Source organism: Rickettsia sp. MAE-05 (assembly GCF_057319745.1).
On the sequence record NZ_JBLTIO010000002.1, the window covers coordinates 171,780 to 196,795 of the forward strand.

Genomic DNA, 25,016 nt, shown 5'->3' on the forward strand with positions numbered 1-25,016 from the left:
TGACGTAGCCAATTTTTGAAGTTCATCAAGTATACACCTCTTCTGCCTGCTCTAAATCTTCCTCTAACTCACTATCTTCTTCGCTTTCAGAAGTTTCAGCAATTAAAGAGACAGATACGACTTTTTCACCGTCATCTAGCTTAAATAGGATTACGCCGCTAGTGTTACGTCCCGTAATACGCACTGACTCAAGTTTACAGCGAATTAACTTACCGCTATTGGTGATCAGCATTAGCTCATCATCCATTTTAACCGGCATAACACCGACGACTAAACCGGTTTTGTCGTTAATATCCATATTGATTATACCGCTGCCGCCACGGTCAGTAATTCTATAGCCATAAGCCGAGCTTCTTTTACCAAAACCGTTCTCTGTAACCGTCAAGATAAATTCTTCGGAATTTGCCATTTCTAAAATAGAATCTGCAGTCAAAGTTACACTTAACTCTTCGAGGTTAAACTCCTCACCTTTAGCAATCTCAAGCCTTTTTTCCCATGGCACTGTTAAATAAGCATCTCTATCCTCTTTTGTACTGCTAATGCCTTTAAGCACAGTCATAGAAATTACGGAATCCTCCTTGGCAAGTTTCATACCTCGCACTCCGTCGGAAGTACGGCTCTTAATAACACGCAGCGATTCAACAGGGAATCTTAAAGCTTTACCGGTTTTGGTGGCAAGTAAAATATGCTCGTCTTCTTTACATGGTTTTACGTCTATTAATTTATCATCCTCATCAAGCCTAATAGCAATTTTACCGTTCGACTGAATTTTTTTGAAATCTAATAAATCGCTTCTTCTGATGTTACCCTTGGCAGTTGCAAACATAATATTTAAATTATCCCACTCATCCTGGTTTTCAGGTAGCGGCATAATATTTGTAATATGCTCATTTTCTTTCAACGGTAATATATTAACCATTGGTCTTCCTTTACCTTGCGGATTACTTAAAGGTAATTTATATAGTTTTAAACTATATACCTGACCTATATTTGAGAAGAACAACATTGGCGTATGAGTACTACCGACAAAAACTTGCGTGGTAATATCCTCATCACGCATTGAAAGCCCTGATCTTCCTTTACCACCTCGTTTTTGCGAACGATAGCTACTTAGAGGTACACGCTTGATATACCCCCCAAGCGTTACGGTTACTACCATTTCTTCACGCTGAATTAAATCTTCTATATCTTGATCAAATTCGCCGAATTCAATTGAAGTAAGACGAGGAGTCGCAAATTCTTCTTTAACTTTAATTAGCTCTTCCTTTAAAATCTCAAGTAACCTTGTGCGAGAGCCAAGTATATTAAGGTACTCGGCAATTTCCGTAGCAAGGTTTTTTAAATCCTCTTCAAGCTTGTTTTTCTCCATAGCGGTTAGACGTTGTAGCCTCATTTCTAAGATTGCCTTAGCTTGCACCTCAGTAAAGCTACATTTGCCTTGCTCATTTAACATTGCTTTATCATCAACTAGCTTCACAAGCGGTAGAATATTTAACGCATCCCAGCTGCGTGCCATTAATTCTTGCTTAGCGGCATTCGGGTCATTTGAAGCTTTAATAATACGTATTATTTCATCGATATTACTAACGGCAATGGTTAACCCTAGTAAAATATGTGCTCTATCTCTTGCTTTATTTAGCAAATATATAGTACGGTTAGTAATTACCACTTCCCTAAAACTAACGAAAGCCGCAATTACTTCTTTCAAATTCATCACTTTCGGTAGCCCGTCTTTAAGAGCAAGCATAATAACACCGAAGCTAGTTTGTAGCTGCGTACATGCGTATATTTGGTTTAAGACTACCTCAGCAACAAAATCTTTCTTTAGTTCAATAACAATCCTTACACCGTTTTTGTTCGATTCGTCACGTAAATCACTTATGCCTTCTATGCGTTTTTCCTTAACCATTTCAGCGATTTTCTCAACGAGCCTTGCCTTATTTACCATATACGGTATTTCGGTAATAATAATTGCTTGACGGCTATTACCGATATTCTCAATCTCGGCTCGACCTCGCATAATTATACTACCTCTACCGGTAAGATATGCCGATCTAATACCGCTAATGCCTAAAATCATTGAACCTGTAGGAAAATCCGGTCCTTTAACAACTTCGAGTAAATCTAATATTTCTATATCGTTATTATCTATATATAAACAACAAGCCTCGATAACCTCACCTAAATTGTGCGGAGGGATATTAGTTGCCATACCGACCGCAATACCTCCACTACCGTTAACCAATAAATTGGGAAACATTGCAGGAAGTACGGAAGGCTCTTCTTCAGAACCATCGTAATTAGGGTTAAAGCTGACAGTCTCTTTATCGATATCCTCTACAAGCTTATGCGAAACTTTGGCCATTCGAGATTCGGTATATCTCATTGCCGCTGCCGCATCACCGTCCATCGAGCCGAAATTACCTTGCCCGTCTACAAGCGGTAAACGCAAGGAAAAATCTTGTGCCATACGTACTAAGGAGTCGTAAATAGCACTGTCACCGTGCGGATGGTATTTACCCATCACGTCACCGACAATTCTTGCAGATTTTCTATAAGGTTTGCTAGCATGATTACCGGCTTCATACATAGAATAGATAATTCGGCGATGCACCGGCTTTAAGCCGTCCCGAACATCCGGTATAGCTCTACTTACTATAACACTCATAGCATAATCAAGATAAGATACTTTCATCTCATCTTCGATATTTACCGGTACTAAATTAGAAAAATTTTGATCAGTCACGATTACTTAGCCTTAAATTTAATTTAATGAATTATATTTAATTATAGAGACATAATAAATTTCTTTCAAGGATTGCTTGTATTTACTTTGTACTTTGAAAGGCAGTATTAAAATTCTTTTAGAAAGGAGTTTTAAATAATGTGTAGCCAAGATAAAAGGAGATTTTTATTTTGGCTACTAATTTAATTTTATCCTAAAATTTCTACACAATTATTATTTTCTATACTAGTATCACTTTGAAACTCATAGAATGGATTAGCCAAACTTATTGCTTCATATAATAGGTTATTCTCTGATTCTATGTCTAATTCCTTATTGATGAACCACTCATTTATATTTTCGTTATAGATAAATAAATCTTTAGCTGATGATTCTAATTCATTTAAATCATCGCTAGAGAATCTGATTTTACTTAAATCATTGTTAATTCTATTAATTAAATATCCTCTTTCTATTAATAGCTTTAGCAAGCCATATTCACCAAATAAGTGTGCTGTTCCTACACAACATACGATATCTTTATTATATTCTTTAAAGTAATGATCTATTTTAGTTATCCATGCTGTGTTACGTTGTTTAATGAGCAGCGTATCATCTGATGGGATCATATCTGTCAACATATGCCCTTTCAAATATTCTAAAGATATGATATTCATCCATCTTGGGTCTTCTATACAGGAAATAACATAATTCTCAAGGTATTGTATGTCCATACCTTGCATAGTATTCGTGTCATCTAAGTTTTGCACTAACTTTCCTTCTTGACTGTAATGTCTTGCTAACTCCGAATCCATACCTTTATGTCCTTCCTGTGCAGCAAACATTATAACCCCTTCATGAGATAAATCGTGTAATTTAAGATTTAATTCCGATTTATGAGATAAAGCTTTTGCTGCTATCTTTAATATTCTTGGATCAATATCATCATGGATACTATCAGCATTTTTATTTAGCAATTTTAAGTCTGATAAGAGTTGTAATCTCTCTGAAACAGATTTTCTCCATCTCCTTCGGTAATAAGTATTTTCTGTTTCAATAAAAATTCTTTTGCTACCTTTGGCAAGAAATCTATGCTTAAAAAATGTACTGACCCTAATAAATAAGCCGATTTATTATCACGACTAAATTCAAATAAAAACATATCAAACCTCAAAGATTAATTAATTTTAACTAAATATAAGGTAATATATTGAGCTGATTTTTATTGTCAATCAGGATTATTGTTTTTATGGACCTAGTTAGCAAGCTACGGAGTGACACAGTGGATTTTACCGGTCCACGCAACAATGCCTGCTTGCAGTGACGACTTAGGTATCTACGCAACAAGCTCTTTAGTCACTTGCAATGACGACATCAACCGCTTCTAGGCAATGATATAATCGTAAGAGTTAACAGACTTATATTATATATTAGAATTATTTTATACTTTCTAAATATAATGAACGCTGCTCTATTCTTTTTATATCATCTAATGTTACCGGTTCTTCTAACCTTTGTTTAAACTTAGCTCTCAATTTTTCTATAGTAAACTCAGCTCCATTTTGTGACAGACGTGAGGAGCGAAGCCTATAATAGGCGAAAGGGCGGACAACGAAGCACAAAGTGGGTATCAGTTTACTATAATCTTTATTTTTCTTAGAAATTGGGAATATTTTAGATAATAATTTATTAGTTTTGTTGAACATGTAATTGCTCCCGATTGATTAAACTTAAATTGCTCAAGTTTCAACCACCAAAGATTTTAACCTTGGGTGGTTGGGGCGTTCAAAGAACCGTCACAGAACAGTTATAATAGCTTTTAGGTTTAAAGTTTACACCTTAAACCTTGGACATAGCTACTATCACCCCAACCATGACAAAGTTGAGGAGCATTTTTAAATGGATAATGCTAACCATCTGTGATAAAGGGCTTTGAAACCCCAGAATAACGTTACCGCTATTCTTGCAAGAGATGGTCGTGCCTCCGTATTGCAGTTTAGAGTAAATAGTCTATAATCCTCAAACAGTAATAAGAGAGAATTATAGTTAAGGAGTTATGGCAAAAATAGATGTTAAGTGTAGATATTGTAACAACACAGAAGAAGTAATAAAGTCAGGATATTCAATTTCAAAACAACAGAGATATCAATGCAAGCGGTGTAATCGATATTTTCAATTGGAGTATATTAATAATGCATCTAAGCCTGGAGTTAAGGAGCAAATAGTAGAAATGTCAATCAACGGCTCTGGAGTTAGAGATACAGTAAGAGTATTAAAAGCGGGTATCAATACAGTTATCCGTGTTTTAAAAAAATCTAGTATTAAAAACAATAAATCATTCTATCAGTACAACAAAAGTAATTATTGCTCCTGAGATAGATGAACAATGGTCTTATGTACAGAATAAATCCAGACAACGATGGCTTTGGTATGCCTTGGATAAGATTTCGTTAAAAGTAGTTGCTTATACGTTTGGTACAAGATGTGATAGCACATTAGAATCATTACTGAAAAAACTAGAGAATTTCAAGGTGACTTTTTACTATACAGATGGATGGGGGAGTTATGCTAGGTTATTAGACCCTAAAAAGCATATTATCAGTAAAAAATACACTCAACGGATAGAACGAAGTAACTTGAACCTTAGAACGAGATGCAAGAGGCTTGCACGTAAGACAATCTGCTTTTCCAAGTCATTGGATATTCATGATAAGGTTATTGGTACTCTTATTGAACGTATAGCTTTTTAATAGGCGTAACTGCAATATGGAGGCATGACCCTCCAGGCTTAGATGCATTATTAATATACTCCAATTGAAAATATCGATTACACCGCTTGCATTGATATCTCTGTTGTTTTGAAATTGAATATCCTGACTTTATTACTTCTTCTGTGTTGTTACAATATCTACACTTAACATCTATTTTTGCCATAACTCCTTAACTATAATTCTCTCTTATTACTGTTTGAGGATTATAGACTATTTACTCTAAACTGCAATACGGAGGCACGACCTAAATATAATATCTTTAGTAAGCCTTGTATTTATAGTAGCATGAAGTCCATTCGCCGAAGAAACTATTGCTCCATTACCTAAGCTATTATAATTTATATTAGAAAAATTTCCAAATTTGAGTGTATCACTGCCTGATACCGAACTATCCCTTGCTCCTAGATTCTCTATGCTAGCACTATTATATAGTGTTGTATTTTTTGTCATAATTTCTACCTTATTTTTTGTTAAAAAAAACCATTATACACAAAATTATAAATTAAGTAAAGAGAATATTAATAAATTAGTACTTTATTTACTTTCCTCCTCCTGCTGTTTATACCAAAGTTCGGCATAATAGCCTTTATGTTGTAGTAAGGTTTTATGGTTGCCTCGTTCAACTATATAGCCGTTATCTAAAACAATAATCTCGTCTGCATCGATAATAGTTGATAATCTATGGGCAATGATAAGGGTGGTATGATGAGCTGAGATCTCTTTAAGACTTGCTTGAATTAGCTTTTCGGTTTTAGTATCAAGCGAGCTAGTGGCTTCATCAAAAACATATATTGCAGGATTTTTTAAGATGGTTCTTGCAATTGCAATACGCTGTTTTTCACCGCCCGAAAGCTTTAAGCCTCTCTCGCCTACCTGTGTCTCGTAACCTTCGGGTAGCGTGCTAATAAACTCATGAATATGAGCATTTTTTGAGGCTGCTATAACTTCATCATAACTAGCTGCATTATTGCCGTATGCGATGTTGTAATATATAGTATCATTAAACAGCACTGTATCTTGCGGAACAATCCCGATAGACCTACGAAGTGAGACCTGCATGACTTCTCGTATATCTTGATTATCTATAGTAATGCTACCGCTATTGATATCGTAAAATCTGAACAACAAGCGTGATATTGTTGATTTCCCCGCTCCACTACTACCAACTACTGCGAGTGTTTTACCACTCTTAATCGTAAAACTTATATTATGCAAAATCGGACGTTCCTGATTATAAGCAAAGCTAACATTATCGAAACTAACTTCACCTTTTGAGATAATTAACTCCTTAGCATCTACTGCGTCCTGTACTTCTGCCGGTATATCTAGCAGCTTAAACATATCTTCCATACTAACTAGAGCGTTTTTAATTTCTCTATAAGCAAAACCAAGTATTGAAAGCGGAATTGATAGCTGAAACAAGTAAGTATTAACCATTATTAAATCGCCGACGGTCATTTTATTTTGGTTAATAGCATTTGCCGAAAGTATCATTAAAGAAACAAGACCTAAGGATATTATAACATCTTGCCCGATATTTAAAATCGATAGGCTGTTAGTAGTTTTAGTGGCTGATTTTTCATAAGTTTGTAAAGCCTCATTAAACTTTATCGCCTCATATTCTTCATTACCGAAATATTTAACGGTCTCAAAATTCAGTAAACTATCGATTGCTCTATTATTGGCAGTATTATCGCTTTGGTTCATTTCTCTTGCAAAAGAAATACGCCAAGTACTGATTAGGAAAGTATAACCAATATAAACTATCATTGTTATTAAAATAGTTACAGCAAACCAAATGCCGTAAACATACCATAACATCCCACTTACAAGTATAATTTCTACACTTGTCGGGAAAATATTAAATAATGAATATCGTAGCACCGCTTCAATACCTTTAGTACCGCGCTCTATTGACCTACTTAATCCCCCTGTTTTCCGGGTAATATGAAAACGCATACTTAAATTATGCATGTGCTTAAAGACATTTAGAGCAACTAAGCGAGTCGCCTGATGTCCTACTTTTGAGAAAATGATATTTCGCAGCTCACTAAATATTTGTACCAATATTTTAGTTCCGCCATATGCAACAATAATCCCGATCATAACCGAAAGAGCAAAATTTTTATTTAGCCCATCTATTATATATTTATAAACAATCGGAACGAAAATATTTATTACTTTAGCTATGACTAGACAAATAAGAGAGGTAACAATACGCAGGCGTATATCAAAATCCTTCGACCATAAATAAGGCAGAAGTAAATAGAATGAATTTTTGTGATTGTTGTGGTTAGGCATTGTTATTCAGTGTCATACCGCGACTTGATCGCGGTATCCAAAAATTTACTTTAAAAATTCTTCGTATAAATCCTTCCAATCAGGATTACTAGAATTAATTAAATCTAACTTCCATTTTCTTTTGTATTCTTTTAAACGTTTTTCACGACCAATTGCAAGGTTTATATCATTAAACTGCTCAAAATAAACTAATTTATCTATATCGTATTTTGTGGTAAAACCTTTTGTGAACTTCTGTTTATGTTGCCAAATACGCCTTATAATATTAGAAGTAACACCAACATACAACGTACCATTACATTTATTAGAAAGTATATAAACGTAATATTCTTTCATTTTATAACACAAGTTGCTTGTATATTTTTTTGGATCCCGCGATCAAGTCGCGGGATGACAATGGGAGGACCAATATACGCAGGAATGACATATGGTATTGTCTTGCAATGACGTTTTTATTAGTTACGCCCCGGCTGCAGGCGTAGTCATCTTCTTCGGTTGCCCTTCCAGTAACTTATCTAGCCTTCCCTCTTTTTCAAGCTCAAATAGAGCATCACAACCTCCAACATGTATATTATCTATAAATATCTGCGGGACGGTCTTTTTTCCACCGGATTTCTTAATAAATTTTTCTTTCTCTTCCTGAGTAAAATTACTTACTTCAATTTCCTCATAAACAACATTTTTCTCATCAAGCAATGCTTTAGCTTTTATACAATAAGGACAACTAGCGAGAGTATAAATAATAATTGTGTGTAATATAGCTTTATTCATAATATTATATTTTTTTGTTAGATTTTAATATATTATCTTAAACTATAGTTTTTAAAGCAAGTAAAAATACATGAATAATTTTTCTATTATCTCAGAATATAAACCGGCAGGCGATCAACCAAAAGCAATAGATGAAATTATAGCAGGGTTAAACAGTAAAAAACGCTCACAAATGTTGCTTGGTATTACAGGGTCAGGTAAGACTTTTACTATGGCGAATATTATAGAGAGAACTAATCGCCCTACTCTGATAATGGCACATAATAAAACTTTAGCTGCTCAAATTTATTCAGAAATGAAGTCGATTTTTCCAAAGAACGCCGTTGAGTATTTTGTCTCATATTATGATTATTACCAGCCCGAAGCTTATATAGCACGTACCGATACTTTTATAGAAAAAGACTCATCAATTAACGAGCAGATTGATTTAATGCGTCATTCTGCTACAAGATCATTATTAGAGCGTCGTGACGTTATAGTAGTTTCTTCCGTTTCCTGTATTTACGGGCTTGGCTCTCCTGATTTATATTATCAGATGACGGTTAATCTAGAGCCTGGTAAAAGCTATCCTCGCGATAAATTACTAAATGATTTGATAAATCTGCAATATGAGCGTAATGATATCGGGTTTGAGCGCGGCTGTTTTCGGGTTAAAGGCGATAACATCGATATTTTCCCCTCACATTATAGCGATAAAGCTTGGCGTTTATCGTTTTTCGGTAATGAACTTGAATATATACATGAATTTGATCCCCTAACGGGCGAGAAACTTGCTAAGCTCGATAAAGCTATGGTTTTTGGTAATTCGCATTTCGTGATGCCGCAAGAAACGGTAAATAGTGCCATATCAGGTATTGAGGAGGAGCTACAAAAACGCTTAGAGTTCTTAAAGTCGCAAGATAAACCGCTTGAAACGCAAAGGCTAAATCAACGTACTCAATATGACCTTGAAATGCTGACAGAAACCGGCAGCTGTAAAGGCGTTGAAAATTATTCGAGATTCTTTACCGGTCGTAATGCCGGTGAGCCGCCACCGACATTATTCGAGTACTTGCCAAAAGATGCGTTATTATTTGTTGATGAAAGCCACGTATCCGTACCACAAATTAGAGCGATGTATAACGGCGACCGAGCAAGGAAAGAAGTATTGGTAGAGCATGGGTTTCGTCTGCCTTCTGCTCTTGATAACAGACCTTTAAAATTTGAAGAATGGGAAAAATTTAGACCACAAACCGTTTTTGTATCAGCAACCCCGGGACCGTTTGAGCTAGAAGAAACCGGAGGCACTGTAGTAGAGTTGATTATCAGACCTACGGGACTGCTTGATCCCGAATGTATTATAAAGCCGGCCACCAATCAGGTTGAGGATTTAATTAGCGAGATTCAAGCCACTATAGCTAAAGGTTTTCGTGTTCTAGTCACCACCTTAACTAAAAAAATGGCAGAAGATTTAACCGCCTATTTGCAGGAGCTAAAATATAAAACCTCTTATTTACATTCTAACGTTCATACTTTAGAGCGTATTGAGATTTTACGAGATTTAAGACAAGGTACTATCGATATTTTAGTCGGTATTAACCTAATAAGAGAGGGGCTTGATATCCCTGAATGCGGCTTAGTTGCTATACTTGATGCAGATAAAGAGGGATTTTTACGGTCTGAAGTATCGTTAATACAAACAATCGGAAGAGCTGCAAGAAATAGTGAGGGCAGAGTAATACTTTATGCTGATAAAATGACTAAATCTATTGATAAAGCCATGAGTGAAACTTTGCGTAGAAGACAAATTCAGCAGGAATATAACAAGAAACACGGTATAATTCCAAAGACTATCAACCGTGCTATTCATGCTTTAGCAGAACTTGAGAAAGTCGATAGTAAGCTTGATAAAAAACAAGCTCATACTTTATTTGATAACCCTGCTAAGTTAAAAGCCCATATTGAAAAATTAAAGAAAGACATGCTTAAAGCCGCAAGTAATCTCGAATTTGAACAAGCCGCAAAACTTCGTGATCAACTAAAAACTCTAGAAGAGGCGGCACTTGAGTTGAGCTAAACCCGATTGTCACCCCGTGGCTTGACCACGGGGTCCAGTAAAAAAATATAAATATAACAATTTTTTAAAACTAAAAGCTCGATTTATCTCGCTTTATGCTGGATCCCGTGGTCAAGCCACGGGATGACACCCGGCAGGTTTTTCGATCCATACAACAATGCCCATTAATAACACTTAAAACTTCTTCTATGATACGGTGATAAGCCGTATGTATTAATAGCTTCTATATGTTCTTTGGTACCGTAGCCGGAATTTTTGTACCATAAATATTGTGGGAATTCAGTACTTAAATCTAGCATCAAACGATCCCTAGTAACTTTTGCAATAATGGAAGCCGCAGCAATCGATAACGATAAATTATCACCGTTAACTATACTAACAAATCTTTCATCATTAAACTGCATATTACCATCAACTAGCACTATCTCCGGTTTAAGTCTAAGATTTGCTGCAGCAACCGAACAAGCTTTTTTAGTTGCCTCTAATATATTAATCTCATCAATTTCGGTATGAGAAATAATAGCAGTTGCCCAAACATAATTACTAGTTATTTGTTCATATAGTAATTCTCTTTTCTTTTTGGAAAGCTTTTTAGAATCTTTAATGCCCGATATAATATTAGTGTTATCTATTATAACGGCACTTGCTACTACCGGACCTGCTAGCGGTCCTCTACCTGCTTCATCTATACCTGCTACAATATAGTTATGATATTTTTTTTCAAAATGTAATAGATCTACTTCCATAATTGTATTTTTTTGATTTTTAATGTATATAATATCATAGTCTTTGTTGTATGAACGCCGAGTCGTCATTGCGAGCGACTGCAAGGAGCGTGGCAATCTCATGAAATAATAAACTCCTGAGATTGCTTCGTCAAAACTTATAGTTTTTCCTCGCAATGACGATAAAAATCAATCTATGCAACAAAACCTAAAATAATATAGAATTATAAAGTGCAAAATTATTTTCAATTATTAGGACTTCCGCAAGATTATAATATTGATTTAAAGATATTAGAAAAGCAATATTTTACTATGCAGGTAAAATATCATCCCGATAAAGCAAAAACTTTGCAGGAAAAGAAACAAAATCTAATTATTGCGGCTGAATTAAATAATGCTTACTCTACTCTTAAAGATGCCTTAAAGCGTGCTGAATATATGCTGCTTTTGCAAAATATAAATTTGAATGACGAAAAGACACGTAGTTTACTTTCGCCTCTAGAATTAAGCATATTCTGGGATGAAATGGAAATAATCGAAAATACAATCTTATTTAGTGATTTAGAAAAAATAAAAGACAAATATGAATTAATGAAAAAGCTTGAGATTGATTCTTTAAAACAAGCTTTTGAAGAACAAAATCTATCAGACGCAACTATAAAAACTAGCAAGCTTAAATATATTGGGACATTGCTGCATAAAGTGCAAGAAAAAATAAAATCATGCAAATAATAGAAATTACAGAACCGGAGCAAGCTGATTTTAAGCAAGAACGGCAAATAGCAGTCGGTATCGATTTTGGCACTACTAACTCATTAATAGCTATTGCAACTAATAGAAAAGTTAAAGTTATTAAATCTAGAGATGATAAAGAATTAACCCCAACTACTATAGATTTTACAAACGAAAATTTTATAATAGGTAATAATAAAGGGCTGCGTTCTATTAAAAGACTATTTGGCAAAACATTAAAAGAAATTCTAAATACTCCGGCACTTTTTTCGTTAGTTAAAGATTATATCGACATAGATATAGTCAATTCAGTTGGATTTGGATACAAGGAGCGAGAAGCGAAGCCTATAACTAATAGGAGAGCGACGAGTGACGATGTATGCGAGTCCAAATCAATTGACTATAGTAGTGAGCTTAAATTAAACTTTGCAAATAAACAACTGCGAATCTCTGAAATTGCAGCAGAAGTTTTTATTTACTTAAAAAATCAAGCAGAAGAGCAATTAAAGACTAATATAACTAAAGCAGTTATAACCGTACCTGCACATTTTAACGATGCAGCAAGAGGCGAAGTAATGCTTGCGGCTAAAATAGCAGGTTTTGAAGTATTAAGGCTAATTGCCGAACCTACTGCAGCTGCCTATGCTTACGGCTTAAACAAAAATCAAAAAGGCTGTTATTTAGTATATGACCTAGGCGGCGGCACTTTTGACGTATCTATTCTTAATATACAAGAAGGCATTTTTCAAGTTATAGCAACAAACGGCGATAATATGCTTGGTGGCGACGATATAGATGTAGTAATTACACAATATCTTTGCAATAAATTTGATTTACCTAATTCTATAGATACTTTACAACTTGCAAAAAAAGCAAAAGAAACTTTAACATATAAAGATAGTTTTAATAATGATAATATATCAATTAGTAAGCAAACATTAGAGCAATTAATTTTACCTTTAGTAGAACGTACTATCAATATAGCTAAAGAATGTTTAGAACAAGCAGGAAATCCAAATATAGATGGCATTATTTTAGTTGGAGGTGCAACCCGCATTCCTTTAATAAAAGATGAATTATATAAAGCATTTAAAGTAGATATTCTAGCAGATATTAATCCTGATAAAGCAGTCGTATGGGGAGCTGCATTACAAGCAGAAAATTTAACAGCACCCCATACAAATTCATTATTGATTGATGTAGTACCTTTATCGCTGGGTATGGAATTATACGGTGGTATAGTTGAAAAAATCATTATGCGTAATACTCCGATTCCTATTTCGGTAGTAAAAGAATTTACGACTTATGCCGATAATCAAACCGGTATACAATTTCATATATTGCAAGGCGAACGTGAAATGGCTGTAGATTGCCGTAGCTTGGCTCGATTTGAGTTAAAGGGGCTTCCTCCTATGAAAGCGGGAAATATTAGAGCCGAAGTTACTTTTGCTATTGATGCAGACGGTATATTATCCGTTTCTGCTTATGAGAAAATCAGTAATACATCACATACTATAGAAGTAAAGCCAAATCACGGTATTGATAAAACGGAGATTGATATTATGTTAGAAAACGCTTATAAAAATGCTAAAATAGATTATACTACAAGATTATTACAAGAAGCAATAATTGAAGCAGAGGCTTTAATCTTTAGCATAGAACGTGCTATAGCAGAATTAACAGCTTTATTATCGGAAAGTGAGATATCTATAATTAATTCTTTATTAGATAATATAAAAGAAGCCGCACACGCTAGAGATCGGATCTTAATTAACAATTCTATTAAAGAATTTAAATCCAAAATAAAAAAATCTATGAATACAAAGCTTAATATAATAATTAATGATTTGCTAAAAGGCAAAAATATCAATCAAATTAAATAGCCTCAGTTATATATAAAATATTTATATATAATCGAACTAATTTAGATAAGGAAAAATAAGAAGAATGTCAGGAAAAATAAAAGTAACATTTATTATAAATGATGGAGAAGAAAAAACTGTAGAAGCACCTATAGGGCTTTCCATTTTAGAAATTGCCCATAGTAACGATCTAGACCTTGAGGGAGCTTGTGAAGGATCTCTTGCTTGTGCTACTTGTCACGTTATTTTAGAAGAAGAATTTTACAACAAATTAAAAAAACCTACGGAAGCAGAGGAAGATATGCTTGACTTAGCCTTCGGTCTTACCGATACTTCTAGATTGGGATGCCAAATTATTTTAACCGAAGAATTAGACGGCATAAAAGTACGCCTTCCTTCTGCTACTCGTAATATAAAATTATAATGGATTAAAAAAGTGATACGTAAAATACTTCTTTTTGTGTTTTTAGCCTTTACTATAATATGGTTTGCAACTGCATATACTATAAAAAATAACATTGTAAGTTTAATTAAGAATTCTGAATCCGATAATCTTAAAATATCTTATAATGCAGTTAAGTTTTCAGGCTATCCTTTTAATTGGAAAATTACCGTAACGGATCCTAAAGTAAAATTAATTGATCATGTAAATTCTAAAGAATTTACTAGTGAAAATATTGTCCTAAATATAGCTTTTAGTACTAAAAGAGCCGCTCTTAATTTCGGTCCTTTTATTAGAGAAGTCGATAATTACGGCGATAAAACATTTACCTATGATGTACGCAGCGATGATGACATAAAAGGTATAGGAAAATTTAATAAACCTTTATACAAAATATCCAAGAATGATAATTTGAAAGAGATATTAAAATCGGTTCAACTAAATAACAAAGCATTATCGATATTTAAAGATAATCAAGAAATCTTTAAAATTAATGATTTAGCATTTCTTATAAGAAAACAGAATTTAGCAACTGAGGAAAATATATCCTTATTTTTAAATATGAATTATTATTCAGAAAAAGATATTTTGAATTTTAAAAATGCTAATTTAGATATTGCTGCTTCTTTAAAATTCGCTGAAGACGGAGAAGATTCAGCTATTTTACAAAATTTTAATATAGAAAGATTTATTTTTACTTGTGATAATGATTCTAAAGTTAATTTAAACGGTGCTTTACAATTCTTTGCCAATAAATTACCGGAAGGAAAACTATATTTTGAGCTGGAAAATTATAATTCCATAGTTGATAAATTATTACCGAATAATATTATTTTTTCTAAGAAAATAATTAAAACAATTATTGCTAAAGCAATTAATAAAGCTTCCGACGAACAATTAAATATAGATCAAAATGATTCAAATTCGGCTTACAACAATATAGAAAAAGCTAAGTTTGATATTGAGTTTTCAGATAAAGGAATAAATATCGGTTCTATTAATTTATTAGAACTAAAACTTGGTGAACATAAAGAAGACCAAAACACCGAAAATAATTCAAATTAGCCGAAAATAATTTAAATTAGTTTTATGAATAATTTTAAACTAGCTACTATTATTAGCATATTTCTTATTTGCAGTAATATTTATGCTGCTCCAAAAGTCATTAAAATCGGTACCGGCTCTATTTTAAAAGGATATTATGCTATTGGACTTGATTTATGCAAGACTATTACAAATGATGATAAAAATAATGAACATATTAAATGTGAAGTTGTTGCAACAAACGGCAGTATAGAAAATTTAAAATTATTACAACAAGGCAAAATTGATTTAGCTCTAGTGCAAGCTAATATTGCAGTAGAAGCATATGAGGGCATAGGTTATTATCACGATCAAGAAAAAATGCAAAATTTACGTCAGGTACTTAATCTACATGATGAGTTTTTTACGGTTATTGTAAAAGATGAGGATAAAATAAAAGTTTTTGCTGATATTGACGGGAAAAAAATAACTAACGGTCCGGCATTTTCCAGTAGTAATATTACTTATGATGCCATACGTTCTTTATATAAATTTTCTAAAGAACCTGAAGAGCTACATATTAATTATGAAGATTCTATTGATAAATTCTGTAATAAGGAAATAGATGCTATAATAATGATGGTTGGACACTCTAACCCCTTAGTAAATTTAATAGCTAATAAGTGTGAAGTTGATTTCGTTTCAATTGAAAATGATAAAATAGCAGAATTAATAAAACAAAATAGAGCGTTTCATAAAGCTATACTTCACAAGGGCTTATATCCAGGGATTACCGATGATCAAACTACAGTAAAAGTATCAGCAATCTTAGTAACTAGAGATGAGGCGAATCGTGATATTTTAGATAAATTTATTGGAGCTTTTCATAGAAACGTAGCAAATTTTAAACTTTCTAATTACTTATTAAATAACCTCGATATTAACTATTTTGCCGATACTAAAAATTTTGTTCTACCAAAACATGATTCAGTAAGAAATAAAAACTAAGAATATCTTATGTCTGAAAATACTATATTTAAAAATATACTTATACCTATAGATTTAAATGATAAAAAATCTATAAAAGGTATTCTTTCTAAGGCTTTAATGCTTGCGACGAACTTTCAAGCAAAATTACATTTTATGTATGTAATTCCTGAATTCGGTACGAAAATGTTTGAAGATTATTTACCTAAAAATTGGAAAACGGAGAAAAAAGAAAAGTATCAGACTCAAATTAAAGAGCTTATCAAACAATATATTCCTGATGAAATTGAAACAGATTATTATATAGGTAGCGGTGCCGTTTATGATGAAATAATTAAGCACTCTAATGAAATTAAAGCCGATTTAATAATAATCTCTGCAGTCAGACTACAATTAAAAGATTATATGCTTGGACCTAATGCTTCTAAAATCGTCCGTCATTCTGATATATCAGTTTTAGTAGTAAGAGACGAGTAATAAGTATTATTTATGGTTCTTACGTCATTCCCGCAAGGCATTGCCTGCGTGGATCAATTTCACCTCTGTCATCCCGTGGCTTGACCGGTCTTGTTGCATGGCTCGAAAAAACGTACGATGTCATTCCCGCGTAGGCGGGAATCCAGCATAAAGCGAGATAACCTCCGCTTTTAATTTCAAAAAATTGCTGTATTTATATTTTTTTTACTGGATTCCCGCCTACGCGGGAATGACATAAACGAGCTAGACTTGACCACGGGATCCAGTTAAAAATACTAAAATATTAGTATTTGTTATTGTTTTTATGGACCCCGTGGTCAAGCCACGGGGTGACACAGTAGGTTTTACCGATCCGCGCAGCAATACCACGCGGGATGATATTCATTAACTATACATGAAATAATAATAACTTACAATTTCACTTTCAACTTCACAAAGCCTTGATGGCTTTGATATTTCTTCTGTAAGTGGCAGTTATACTCTAAAGTCACGCTTATATTACCTTTTTCAGTTAAAACGCTAGCACCGATATTATAACCAACTTTAGGCTGTTTTGGTAATGCGATAGTTTCATTAACTTCTCTATCTTTCCATTTTACTTTAGCATTAAGTTTTTTACTCTTATTGTTAAAGTAATTTTCTACAGAAGCTTGAAGTGCAGGCGTAATACTTAAGCCTTCAGCTATCTTTTGTGGGGCTAAAGCTACTTTAGTGCCTAAAATACCGCTCCATAAATGCTGCTTTTTAGAAGCAATACTCAAATGCTGGATACCTACATCACTTTCTTGATAAGAACCGTCTTTAGAGTGACCGTATCTTATACCAAGATTTGGAGTAAGAGTAATACCGCCGTTCATAAGATGATTATAACTTAATAAGGTTTCAAAATTATAATTATTATTCTTATATTTACCGATTGCAATAGTACCTAAACGGTTGATTTTACTCTTTACTATATTATGATTGTAAGCAAACATAGCTTGGATCATAAAGTTTTTCGGTAACTCTTTTTGACCATATAGAGCTAATATATGGCTATCAACGGTAGTATTTAGCCTGCTACCGCTAGATTTAAACTTTGAATCTAGTTTAGTATAAGCAATACCGACTAAATCTTTAAAGTTGTCAGAACCGATGTCAAAACCTATAGTACCGCCTGAAGCATGACCTTTATAACCGCTAGTCCCTTTTTGCTTATTAGTACCTATAGTACCTGCAATCCAAAGACCTTTATCTAACACTTTCTCATCTTCATCACCCGCAGCAACCGCAGCACTAGAGAACATTCTATGCGATATAATATTGCGGCTCATTTGAGTGATAATATCATGAATCGGATTATATATTGCTCCAATCATTTCTTCGTCTTGTTTTACTGCATTTTGCATTTCTGCAACTTCAGCAGCTTCAACTCTTACGGCTTCAGCAATTCTGGCTTCTTCTGCCTCCTTTATAGAAGCAGCTACTTTTGCTTCCTCTTCTTTTCTTGCTTCCTCTTGTTTCAAGTTTTCAAAACTATCTTCAGAATCCTTAGATTCTAATTTATTTACAACTACCGTAGTGCTACCGGATACTTCTAGTTTTGTTTGCTCTTGTATTATATCGTCATCATCATCTTCAAAATCTTCATCATCGTCCTCATCATCAAAGTCTTCAATATTGCCTTCTACAGGCACAATCCTATCTATAGCTCGAACAATCATAATTTCTGCATCAGCCTGTGGTGCTTCTTCCACCGGCGGCGGAACTACCACTACATCTTCCATATTGATTGCCGGTGCTGCAGGAACAGCTATTTCTTCCGGGTCTTCTTCTGGGTCTGCCGGTAAAACTAACGGGGCAACAGGAGCTACGGGAGCAGCAGCAGGAGCTACTACAACTACTCCGCCATAGTTTACGTCTCCGTTTGCTACTGCTTGTGCTGCTGCCGACTCAGGAAGTCTTGTAGCAACTTCTTCTTCATTTATAGCTGCTGCTTCTATAATTGCGGCTAACCTAGGATTATTCGCTTTAAGTTGCTGCATTAATCCTGTATCTTGATTCATTCTAACACATAGATTTCTTGTTTCTTGATCTATACCGCTTTCTACTTCTCTTTTAGGATCGATAAACTCAATATTGGTTCCTTCTTTTATAGCTTGAGCTAATTGGTTTATATCGCCATCAAGTGCATCTGCATTTTTAGTTGTATATTTCTCAAAAACTTCCTCTACAATTAATGCTTTTAGCTTTTCTTTTCCTTTAGTCCTTATTGCCAACTCTTTTTTAAACTCAGTATCAGCTGCAGCTGCTATAACTTTCACGGCATCTTCATATTTTTTTCCTAATTCAGAAGTAGGAGCAATGTAAACTACTTCACTTGCATCTGCATCGGGTTTTTTAGGAAAAAGATTTTCGATAGGCTTTAAAATATTCATCTTTCTAACTAGACCATCCATACCAAGCCCATTATATCCTACCACTCTTATAGGCGGTGGTGGCGGCGGTCCACCTGCTACCACTATTATCGGTGCAGCAACAGGGGTACTAGCAGCGTTTGCTGTTTTTACTCCTTTTAATACCGCTTCTATTTTCGCATCACTTATTACATTAAGAAATTTTACAATTTGCTCTTTTGAGAAATCTTTAGTACCGGGTGTTAAAGCTTTCATTTTTGCATTGAAATTATTCTGTACGGCATCTGTTATATTTTTCTCTGTAATGTTTTTAGAAGCTTTGGATAAATCGGCTGCATTATCGGCTAAAACTTTTTTTAATAATTTAGCTTTAGTATCGACTGCCGTTTCATAAATTTTTGATAATGTTGCCGGTGTGGCTTTATTTTGTAAAAACGTTAAATCGCCACTATCTATATTGCTTGCCACCGTTAAATTAACAATATTGTTATTAATCCAATTATTTACTTGAATATTTACTTCGTTGGCTTTAGGAATAAGGGCTATATTATCGCGTACATTTTGGTCATGCAGGAGCAATAATTACTTCTGTTGTACTGATAGAATGATTTATTGTTTTTAATACTAGATTTTTTAAAACACGGATAACTGTATTGATACCCGCTTTTAATACTCTTACTGTATCTCTAACTCCAGAGCCGTTGATTGACATTTCTACTATTTGCTCCTTAACTCCAGGCTTAGATGCATTATTAATATACTCCAATTGAAAATATCGATTACACCGCTTGCATTGATATCTCTGTTGTTTTGAAATTGAATATCCTGACTTTATTACTTCTTCTGTGTTGTTACAATATCTACACTTAACATCTATTTTTGCCATAACTCCTTAACTATAATTCTCTCTTATTACTGTTTGAGGATTATAGACTATTTACTCTAAACTGCAATACGGAGGCACGACCTAATATTTTTTATATGTATAATTTCTGCATTATTATTTATGGCATCTTTAATTTCTTTTATATAATTTACATATTCTGTTTCTAAAAAATACAGTAGATTTATATGGATTTTTAGTAAAATTGTTTAAAGCCTCATCGCTATTAATATTAAAATTTTTTAGATAAATTTCTTTTCTCATAATACACAGTCATTATCTTTAAATCTTTTTTATAGCTGAATTCCAATTTTTAGAAGCATTAATAATACCGAAAGGATCTACATATTTTGTATCTACTAGATATAAATCTTTTTTTTCTTTCAACCAGCTAGTTAATCTAACGATTTTATTGTTTAAATTTTCTAATTTTGCTATACAAGTTTTTTCATCTAAAGTTTTCCTCCAAACATCATAGCAAGCATTATTATAGTCAATATTAGTATCTTCAATGATGAAATAATCCCCTTCTTCAAAGATATTATTATGAAAATATTCTAAAATACCTATAGTATTAATATGAGCATCTTCTATTAAAACTATGGGATGTACTATTTCGGATATTTTTTCTTTTGGGAATATTGCCTCTACTTTATTAGAATCGCCTTGTAAAAATTCTATTCTATTATCACCTTTTACGGCTTGATCAATATTTTCAAAATCGATATCTATACTAATAACTTTACCATCTTTTACTGATAAACTTTGTATATCAGCCAACCAAAGGGCGGAAGCTCCTTTAAAACTTCCAAATTCAATTATGGTTTTGGGTTTTAATTCTTGAATTAAACCTTGAGTAGTAACAATCTGAAAAGGACTTTTTTGTAATGGTATATTTTTCCAATTAATATCACAGCTATTTTCAGCAATAGAATGCCAAAACGATTCAGATAAATCGCTTGCCGTAGTTCTATTATTTATAGATACAAATCTTTTTTGTGATGCAGTATTATTTAGGAAATTTAACATATATCCTCAACTTTAAGTTAATATAGCTATTGTAATACATACTTTAAATTCTAAAGTCAATAGCTTTTTAAATTAAAAATTGAAAAATGAGGAAAGAAATTTGAGCGTTATCATCCTGCAAACTTGTAGGCATTGTTGTATGGATACCAAATCGTCATTGCGAGCGACCGTAGGGAGCGTGGCAATCTCATGAAATAATAACAAACTCCTGAGATTGCTTCGTCAATTGCTATGCAATTTCCTCGCAATGACGATATCCGGCCTTAATATAATTAAGATAAATATACTTCCTTATCTAAAGTATCTTCGCTGTTATCTATAATCATAGTAATTGTTGCATCGCCGGTAATATTGATAGTAGTACGTAGCATATCAAGTATTCGGTCAATCCCGGCAATAATTGCTACTCCCTCTATAGGTAAGTGAACCGAAGAAAGAACCATAGGAAGCATTATCAAAGAGGCACCGGGAATACCGGCTCCGCCGATAGATCCAAGTGTTGAGGTGAGAATAATTACTAAAAAGTCATGAGGAGCAAGCGTTACTCCCATCATTTGAGCAAAGAATATAGTAGTAAGAGATAGATTTATGGCGAATCCGTCCATATTAATTGACGCCCCTATCGGAAGTACGAATGAAGTACTAGACTCTGAAATGCCAAGTTTTTCACGACAAACTTGCATAGTAGTTGCAAGAGTTGCCTTACTACTTGAAGTAGAAAAAGCAAGTATCTGATATTCAAAACTTTTTTTATAAAAAGGTATAGGGGAAACACGGCAGAATACATATATAAGTAAGCCAAAAACTAAATATTGAAATGTCATCGCCACAACTACCGCTACAACAAGTTTCGATAAACTAATCATTACTTCAACTCCCTGCATGCCTACAATCCAGCCTGTTAAAGCAAAAGCACCGTAAGGGGATAATTGAATAACAAACGATATCATTTTTAATATTAATTTTGACATTACATGAATTAAATCAGTAACAGGTTCACCGATAGATTTCATTTTGTTTAAGGTAATCCCAACAAAAATAGCAAAAAATACAACTTGCAAGACATCACCGTTTGCAAAAGCCCCAACAGCATTATCAGGGACGATATTTACAAAAAAATCAATTATATTAAATGAAGTTCTACTTGTCGTTCCTGAAGAGGTAAAATCTATATGTATGCCTACTCCCGGCTTTAATACTAAGGCAACAGTAAGCCCAAAAATCGTGGCAAAAAAAGTAGTACCTAAAAAAGCAGCTACCGCTTTCATTCCTACTCTGCCAAGGGCGGAAGTATCATTCATACTAGTGATACCGGAAACCAAACTAAAGAAAATTAAAGGGGTAATGATCATTTTTATCAAGCGTAAGAAAATGTCACCGATAGGTTTAATATAATTAACATATTGTGGTAAGTATATACCAAATATAATACCTAAGATTAACCCTAAGGTAACTTTTTGCCATAATTTCATAATTTACTTACTTAATTTTTAAATTTGCTCAACTATAAATTTATTTACTATTTTGGTCAATCCATTCTAAGTACTTTTGAAAGCCATAGTCAATATTTATTTTTATTATTTGCGGTAATTCATAATTATGAATTTCAAGGAGTTTATTTTCAATTTCGTTATAATTAGAAGATTTTGTTTTAATTACAAGTCTATATTCGGTTTCTAAAGTTACTCTCCCATCCCATCTAAAGTAACTTTTGATATCGTCAATTTGAATGCAGGCAGCAAGGTTTAATTCTAACAAAACAGATGCTATTTTCTTGGCAATTTGCAAATCATTTGTAGTAGTTAAAATTAAACAGTAATCTTGCATACTCGATGAACTTGAAAAATTGGCTACGTCATCTTTGTAAGTCCTCGGATGCTCACGTACTTTTGTACGCTCCGCTCCTCGGCTTACAAATTCCTTGCTCTTTTCCAAGTTGATCTTCGTATGACTCCTCTTCATTTTATAAAGATGCACGCTTAAACCTCAACAAAACAATTAGGTGTTTCATATAGTTTTAGGCTCGCTACGAAGAAGTTTTGACCTACGAAAAGTTTAGGAAAAATTTCATTCTTTAAATGCGTCGCTATATTTTCTGCAGTTGGGTTATTCTGCATGTAATATATTTTTTGACCGGTACAATTTTCTATTTGCTGCCCCATTTCCTTATCGTCTTGATGTAGGATTAAGCTATGATCAAAATTTTCATCAATCCATTTTTTAGCTACATCCTTAATTAAACCAAAATCGATTACCATACCAAGTTTATCGGTTTTGTTTGCGGCTATAGCAATCTCAAGAACATAGCGATGACCGTGCAGGAATTGACATTTATTTTGATGTCCTATAATTCTATGTCCTGCATCGAACTCAATACGACGAGTACATTTTATCATTATTGTATATTTCCTTTCTCGATTGTCATGCCGTGGCTTGTCCACGGCATCCAGTAAAAGCATCAAAACAATCTACATCTAAGTTATTTTTCTGGATACCGTGGACAAGCCACGGTATGACAATTTGTTACAAATTCAGTAGTAACTTCTCTGGATTTTCAATAAGCTCTTTAATTTTTACCAAGAACGATACTCCTTCTTTCCCATCAATTATGCGATGATCGTAAGATAAAGCTATATACATCATCGGACATATTTCAATTTTACCGTCTATAACTACAGCTCTTTCCTCGGTTTTATGTAAGCCTAGAATACCTGATTGAGGAGGATTAATAATCGGTGTAGATAATAATGAACCATATACGCCTCCGTTAGAAATCGAGAATGTCCCCCCTGACAAATCAGCCATAGAAAGTTTACCTTCACGAGCCTTTTTAGCCAAAGTTCCTATAGCTTTTTCCACTTCGGCAAATCCCATTTTATCGGCATCCCTAACAACCGGTACAACAAGCCCTTGCTCTGTTCCGACAGCTACACCTATATCATAGTAATTTTTATATACTAAATCATCGCCGTCTATTTCAGCATTTACCGACGGAATAAGCTTTAAAGCTTCAATTGTTGCTTTAACAAAAAACGACATAAAGCCAAGTTTTACCAAGTGCTTTTTTTCAAACTCTTCTTTATATTGATTACGCAAGGCAATTACTTTTGACATATCAATTTCATTAAAAGTAGTCAAAATAGCTGCCGTATTTTGTGAATCTTTTAAACGCTGTGCAATAGTTTTACGCAAGCGTGACATACGAACACGCTGTACTCTTTCTTCATTAGTTTTGTTTACTGTAGGAGTAGAAGTAGCAGCAGACGGTGTGTTTATTGTTTCAAGCACGTCACCTTTGGTAATTCTACCGTCTCTACCTGTTCCTTTTATATTATTGGGATCAAGCTTATTTTCGGTAACTAATTTTTGTACGGAAGGAGCAAGAATATTATTAACCACGGCAGGTTTCTCTACAGGCTTTTCTGAAGTAGGTTGCGTAACTGCTTGAGCTTTAGCAGATTCATTATTAGTACCCGCAGTATTTGCAGCTGTCCCTTCATTTATTTCGCCTATTTCTTCGCCAACTGCTACATTTGCACCGTCAGTTTTCGATATTTTACCTATAGTGCCGTTACAAGGAGCATTAACTTCTAAAGTTACTTTTTCAGTTTCAATTTCTAACAGTAATTCATCGGTTTTAACCGAATCACCTTCTTTCTTATACCATTGGGCAATAGTTGCTTCCGTTACGGATTCTCCAAGCGATGGTACTATAATTTTAACGCTCATAATTTATTTTACTCCTATATTTTTATCGTCATTGCGAGAAGGCCTTGCCTGCATGGAGACCAAAGCCGTCATTGCAAGAAGAATTACAAAGTAATTCACCGAAGCAA

The 25,016-nt window shown here is 33.8% G+C and carries 25 protein-coding genes; 8 read left to right on the forward strand and 17 right to left on the reverse strand.

Annotated elements, in window-relative coordinates; all coding sequences use genetic code 11:
• Nucleotides 1–25: 25 nt before the first annotated feature.
• From gyrA to ACNFN7_RS04515, 3 genes are all read right to left on the reverse strand, one after another.
• Nucleotides 26–2,746, reverse strand: coding sequence for a DNA topoisomerase (ATP-hydrolyzing) subunit A (gene gyrA / locus ACNFN7_RS04505; protein ID WP_485441017.1), 2,721 nt, complete (start codon nucleotides 2,744–2,746; stop codon nucleotides 26–28).
• A gap of 188 nt (nucleotides 2,747–2,934) precedes the next feature.
• Nucleotides 2,935–3,855, reverse strand: coding sequence for a TraB/GumN family protein (locus ACNFN7_RS04510; protein ID WP_485441239.1), 921 nt, complete (start codon nucleotides 3,853–3,855; stop codon nucleotides 2,935–2,937).
• 306 nt (nucleotides 3,856–4,161) lie between these two features.
• Nucleotides 4,162–4,431 carry a hypothetical protein gene (locus tag ACNFN7_RS04515; RefSeq protein WP_485441018.1) on the reverse strand — a complete coding sequence of 90 codons (270 nt, stop codon included), beginning with the start codon at nucleotides 4,429–4,431 and terminating at the stop codon, nucleotides 4,162–4,164.
• 350 nt (nucleotides 4,432–4,781) lie between these two features.
• Here ACNFN7_RS04515 and ACNFN7_RS04520 point away from each other — a divergent pair.
• A protein-coding gene (locus ACNFN7_RS04520) for an IS1 family transposase (RefSeq protein ID WP_485440658.1) occupies nucleotides 4,782–5,475 on the forward strand; the annotation gives its coding sequence in 2 pieces (ribosomal slippage) (nucleotides 4,782–5,068 and nucleotides 5,067–5,475; 696 coding nt in all).
• On the opposite strand, the gene ACNFN7_RS04525 is transcribed toward ACNFN7_RS04520, so the two are convergent.
• The 5 genes from ACNFN7_RS04525 to grxC all read right to left on the reverse strand — a co-directional run bounded on the left by ACNFN7_RS04525 (nucleotide 5,453) and on the right by grxC (nucleotide 8,568).
• Nucleotides 5,453–5,659 carry an IS1 family transposase gene (locus tag ACNFN7_RS04525; protein WP_485441019.1) on the reverse strand — a complete coding sequence of 69 codons (207 nt, stop codon included), beginning with the start codon at nucleotides 5,657–5,659 and terminating at the stop codon, nucleotides 5,453–5,455. The genes ACNFN7_RS04520 and ACNFN7_RS04525 overlap by 23 nt on opposite strands.
• Before the next feature lie 56 nt (nucleotides 5,660–5,715).
• Nucleotides 5,716–5,946, reverse strand: coding sequence for a hypothetical protein (locus tag ACNFN7_RS04530; protein ID WP_485441020.1), 231 nt, complete (start codon nucleotides 5,944–5,946; stop codon nucleotides 5,716–5,718).
• A gap of 84 nt (nucleotides 5,947–6,030) precedes the next feature.
• On the reverse strand, nucleotides 6,031–7,797 hold the full coding sequence (locus tag ACNFN7_RS04535; RefSeq protein WP_485441021.1) for an ABCB family ABC transporter ATP-binding protein/permease: 1,767 nt from the start codon (nucleotides 7,795–7,797) through the stop codon (nucleotides 6,031–6,033).
• Between the two features lie 45 nt (nucleotides 7,798–7,842).
• Entirely contained in the window at nucleotides 7,843–8,133 is a 291-nt protein-coding gene (locus ACNFN7_RS04540) for a GIY-YIG nuclease family protein (protein ID WP_485441022.1), read from the reverse strand.
• Nucleotides 8,134–8,256: 123 nt separating this feature from the next.
• Complete coding sequence (grxC, locus tag ACNFN7_RS04545) at nucleotides 8,257–8,568, reverse strand: glutaredoxin 3 (RefSeq protein ID WP_485441023.1); 312 nt, start codon at nucleotides 8,566–8,568, stop codon at nucleotides 8,257–8,259.
• A 70-nt stretch (nucleotides 8,569–8,638) separates the two neighbouring features.
• Here grxC and uvrB point away from each other — a divergent pair, with 70 nt between their 5' ends.
• Nucleotides 8,639–10,624 (forward strand): excinuclease ABC subunit UvrB, encoded by a 1,986-nt coding sequence (uvrB, locus tag ACNFN7_RS04550; protein ID WP_485441024.1) that lies wholly within the window; start codon nucleotides 8,639–8,641, stop codon nucleotides 10,622–10,624.
• Between the two features lie 164 nt (nucleotides 10,625–10,788).
• Here uvrB and ACNFN7_RS04555 read toward each other — a convergent pair whose 3' ends face one another.
• Entirely contained in the window at nucleotides 10,789–11,373 is a 585-nt protein-coding gene (locus ACNFN7_RS04555; RefSeq protein WP_485441240.1) for a ribonuclease HII, read from the reverse strand.
• A 207-nt stretch (nucleotides 11,374–11,580) separates the two neighbouring features.
• Here ACNFN7_RS04555 and hscB point away from each other — a divergent pair, with 207 nt between their 5' ends.
• The 6 genes from hscB (at nucleotide 11,581) to ACNFN7_RS04585 (ending at nucleotide 16,872) form a co-directional block, all read left to right on the forward strand.
• The gene (gene hscB / locus ACNFN7_RS04560) at nucleotides 11,581–12,081 is read left to right on the forward strand and encodes a Fe-S protein assembly co-chaperone HscB (protein ID WP_485441025.1); all 501 of its coding nucleotides are present in this window, start codon (nucleotides 11,581–11,583) and stop codon (nucleotides 12,079–12,081) included.
• Nucleotides 12,072–13,964: a Fe-S protein assembly chaperone HscA gene (gene hscA / locus ACNFN7_RS04565; RefSeq protein ID WP_485441026.1), complete on the forward strand. Its 1,893-nt coding sequence runs from the start codon at nucleotides 12,072–12,074 to the stop codon at nucleotides 13,962–13,964. Before hscB ends, hscA begins: the two co-directional genes overlap by 10 nt.
• A 64-nt stretch (nucleotides 13,965–14,028) precedes the next feature.
• On the forward strand, nucleotides 14,029–14,367 hold the full coding sequence (locus ACNFN7_RS04570; protein ID WP_010423662.1) for a ferredoxin family 2Fe-2S iron-sulfur cluster binding protein: 339 nt from the start codon (nucleotides 14,029–14,031) through the stop codon (nucleotides 14,365–14,367).
• A 12-nt stretch (nucleotides 14,368–14,379) separates the two neighbouring features.
• Nucleotides 14,380–15,450 carry an RP198 family tick cell line-upregulated protein gene (locus ACNFN7_RS04575; RefSeq protein WP_485441027.1) on the forward strand — a complete coding sequence of 357 codons (1,071 nt, stop codon included), beginning with the start codon at nucleotides 14,380–14,382 and terminating at the stop codon, nucleotides 15,448–15,450.
• Nucleotides 15,451–15,474: 24 nt separating this feature from the next.
• Nucleotides 15,475–16,416 carry a TAXI family TRAP transporter solute-binding subunit gene (locus tag ACNFN7_RS04580; protein WP_266263324.1) on the forward strand — a complete coding sequence of 314 codons (942 nt, stop codon included), beginning with the start codon at nucleotides 15,475–15,477 and terminating at the stop codon, nucleotides 16,414–16,416.
• A gap of 9 nt (nucleotides 16,417–16,425) precedes the next feature.
• Entirely contained in the window at nucleotides 16,426–16,872 is a 447-nt protein-coding gene (locus ACNFN7_RS04585) for a universal stress protein (protein WP_485441028.1), read from the forward strand.
• A gap of 410 nt (nucleotides 16,873–17,282) precedes the next feature.
• Here the strand turns inward: ACNFN7_RS04585 and ACNFN7_RS04590 are convergent, their stop codons facing one another.
• The 8 genes from ACNFN7_RS04590 to odhB form a co-directional block, all read right to left on the reverse strand.
• The gene (locus ACNFN7_RS04590) at nucleotides 17,283–19,847 is read right to left on the reverse strand and encodes an autotransporter outer membrane beta-barrel domain-containing protein (RefSeq protein ID WP_485441029.1); all 2,565 of its coding nucleotides are present in this window, start codon (nucleotides 19,845–19,847) and stop codon (nucleotides 17,283–17,285) included.
• Nucleotides 19,834–20,154 carry an IS1-like element transposase gene (locus ACNFN7_RS04595; protein ID WP_485441030.1) on the reverse strand — a complete coding sequence of 107 codons (321 nt, stop codon included), beginning with the start codon at nucleotides 20,152–20,154 and terminating at the stop codon, nucleotides 19,834–19,836. The genes ACNFN7_RS04590 and ACNFN7_RS04595 overlap by 14 nt, the downstream gene beginning before the upstream one ends.
• 129 nt (nucleotides 20,155–20,283) lie before the next feature.
• Nucleotides 20,284–20,415 (reverse strand): cephalosporin hydroxylase, encoded by a 132-nt coding sequence (locus ACNFN7_RS04600; protein WP_485441031.1) that lies wholly within the window; start codon nucleotides 20,413–20,415, stop codon nucleotides 20,284–20,286.
• Nucleotides 20,416–20,433: 18 nt separating this feature from the next.
• Nucleotides 20,434–21,180 (reverse strand): CmcI family methyltransferase, encoded by a 747-nt coding sequence (locus ACNFN7_RS04605; RefSeq protein WP_485441032.1) that lies wholly within the window; start codon nucleotides 21,178–21,180, stop codon nucleotides 20,434–20,436.
• 272 nt (nucleotides 21,181–21,452) lie between these two features.
• Nucleotides 21,453–22,652, reverse strand: a complete 1,200-nt coding sequence (locus ACNFN7_RS04610; RefSeq protein WP_485441033.1) for a dicarboxylate/amino acid:cation symporter — start codon at nucleotides 22,650–22,652, stop codon at nucleotides 21,453–21,455.
• Between the two features lie 40 nt (nucleotides 22,653–22,692).
• Nucleotides 22,693–23,007, reverse strand: coding sequence for a divalent-cation tolerance protein CutA (gene cutA / locus ACNFN7_RS04615; protein ID WP_485441241.1), 315 nt, complete (start codon nucleotides 23,005–23,007; stop codon nucleotides 22,693–22,695).
• Nucleotides 23,008–23,159: 152 nt separating this feature from the next.
• Nucleotides 23,160–23,576, reverse strand: a complete 417-nt coding sequence (locus ACNFN7_RS04620) for a 6-pyruvoyl trahydropterin synthase family protein (protein WP_485441034.1) — start codon at nucleotides 23,574–23,576, stop codon at nucleotides 23,160–23,162.
• A 127-nt stretch (nucleotides 23,577–23,703) separates the two neighbouring features.
• Nucleotides 23,704–24,909: a 2-oxoglutarate dehydrogenase complex dihydrolipoyllysine-residue succinyltransferase gene (gene odhB / locus ACNFN7_RS04625; protein WP_485441035.1), complete on the reverse strand. Its 1,206-nt coding sequence runs from the start codon at nucleotides 24,907–24,909 to the stop codon at nucleotides 23,704–23,706.
• Nucleotides 24,910–25,016 lie beyond the last annotated feature (107 nt).

Excerpts from the sequence above, each read along its gene's own strand:
- ACNFN7_RS04515 (WP_485441018.1), bottom strand. The coding sequence starts at position 4,431 with ATGTTCAACAAAACTAATAAATTATTATCTAAAATATTCCCAATTTCT.
- ACNFN7_RS04525 (WP_485441019.1), bottom strand. The coding sequence starts at position 5,659 with ATGGCAAAAATAGATGTTAAGTGTAGATATTGTAACAACACAGAAGAA.
- ACNFN7_RS04530 (WP_485441020.1), bottom strand. The coding sequence starts at position 5,946 with ATGACAAAAAATACAACACTATATAATAGTGCTAGCATAGAGAATCTA.
- ACNFN7_RS04535 (WP_485441021.1), bottom strand. The coding sequence starts at position 7,797 with ATGCCTAACCACAACAATCACAAAAATTCATTCTATTTACTTCTGCCT.
- ACNFN7_RS04540 (WP_485441022.1), bottom strand. The coding sequence starts at position 8,133 with ATGAAAGAATATTACGTTTATATACTTTCTAATAAATGTAATGGTACG.
- grxC (WP_485441023.1), bottom strand. The coding sequence starts at position 8,568 with ATGAATAAAGCTATATTACACACAATTATTATTTATACTCTCGCTAGT.
- uvrB (WP_485441024.1), top strand. The coding sequence starts at position 8,639 with ATGAATAATTTTTCTATTATCTCAGAATATAAACCGGCAGGCGATCAA.
- hscA (WP_485441026.1), top strand. The coding sequence starts at position 12,072 with ATGCAAATAATAGAAATTACAGAACCGGAGCAAGCTGATTTTAAGCAA.
- ACNFN7_RS04570 (WP_010423662.1), top strand. The coding sequence starts at position 14,029 with ATGTCAGGAAAAATAAAAGTAACATTTATTATAAATGATGGAGAAGAA.
- ACNFN7_RS04580 (WP_266263324.1), top strand. The coding sequence starts at position 15,475 with ATGAATAATTTTAAACTAGCTACTATTATTAGCATATTTCTTATTTGC.
- ACNFN7_RS04585 (WP_485441028.1), top strand. The coding sequence starts at position 16,426 with ATGTCTGAAAATACTATATTTAAAAATATACTTATACCTATAGATTTA.
- ACNFN7_RS04595 (WP_485441030.1), bottom strand. The coding sequence starts at position 20,154 with ATGGCAAAAATAGATGTTAAGTGTAGATATTGTAACAACACAGAAGAA.
- ACNFN7_RS04600 (WP_485441031.1), bottom strand. The coding sequence starts at position 20,415 with ATGAGAAAAGAAATTTATCTAAAAAATTTTAATATTAATAGCGATGAG.
- ACNFN7_RS04605 (WP_485441032.1), bottom strand. The coding sequence starts at position 21,180 with ATGTTAAATTTCCTAAATAATACTGCATCACAAAAAAGATTTGTATCT.
- ACNFN7_RS04610 (WP_485441033.1), bottom strand. The coding sequence starts at position 22,652 with ATGAAATTATGGCAAAAAGTTACCTTAGGGTTAATCTTAGGTATTATA.
- cutA (WP_485441241.1), bottom strand. The coding sequence starts at position 23,007 with ATGCAAGATTACTGTTTAATTTTAACTACTACAAATGATTTGCAAATT.
- ACNFN7_RS04620 (WP_485441034.1), bottom strand. The coding sequence starts at position 23,576 with ATGATAAAATGTACTCGTCGTATTGAGTTCGATGCAGGACATAGAATT.
- odhB (WP_485441035.1), bottom strand. The coding sequence starts at position 24,909 with ATGAGCGTTAAAATTATAGTACCATCGCTTGGAGAATCCGTAACGGAA.